The 442-nt window shown below is 47.1% G+C and carries 3 tRNA genes; all 3 read left to right on the top strand.

The window, feature by feature from the left end:
• The first annotated feature begins 55 nt into the window (after nt 1-55).
• Nucleotides 56-131 (top strand) — tRNA-Gly (locus AB4482_RS22995).
• 70 nt (nt 132-201) lie between these two features.
• Nucleotides 202-278, top strand: a tRNA-Met gene (locus AB4482_RS22990).
• 59 nt (nt 279-337) lie between these two features.
• Nucleotides 338-413 (top strand) — tRNA-Gly (locus AB4482_RS22985).
• The last annotated feature ends 29 nt before the right edge of the window (nt 414-442 follow it).

Genomic DNA, 442 nt, shown 5'->3' with positions numbered 1-442 from the left:
ATTACAGTTAAGCGCTATCTATTGCCCAAGGCAGTAAGAGCAGCGACTAACTAATGCGATACTAGCTCAGTTGGTAGAGCGCAACCTTGCCAAGGTTGAGGTCATCGGTTCGAACCCGATGTATCGCTCCAAATTCTCTCTCACGCTTTATGCTGAAGATGAAAATGGTTTAGTCTCATTGTCTTAAACAATGCATCCGGACGCGGGATGGAGCAGTTTGGTAGCTCGTCGGGCTCATAACCCGAAGGTCGTCGGTTCAAATCCGGCTCCCGCAACCACATTACAGTTAAACGTTAATTTGCTGCTTCTTAGCAGACAAGATGAACGGTTAGCTTATGCGATACTAGCTCAGTTGGTAGAGCGCAACCTTGCCAAGGTTGAGGTCATCGGTTCGAACCCGATGTATCGCTCCAATTTAAAGCCTCATTGTCTTAAACAATGC

The sequence above is a fragment of the Vibrio sp. 10N.222.55.C7 genome, from assembly GCF_041473335.1.
Lineage (GTDB): Bacteria > Pseudomonadota > Gammaproteobacteria > Enterobacterales > Vibrionaceae > Vibrio > Vibrio crassostreae_C.
The sequence above is the reverse complement of the archived record's forward strand: the minus strand, read 5'-3'. Positions and strand labels throughout refer to the sequence as shown.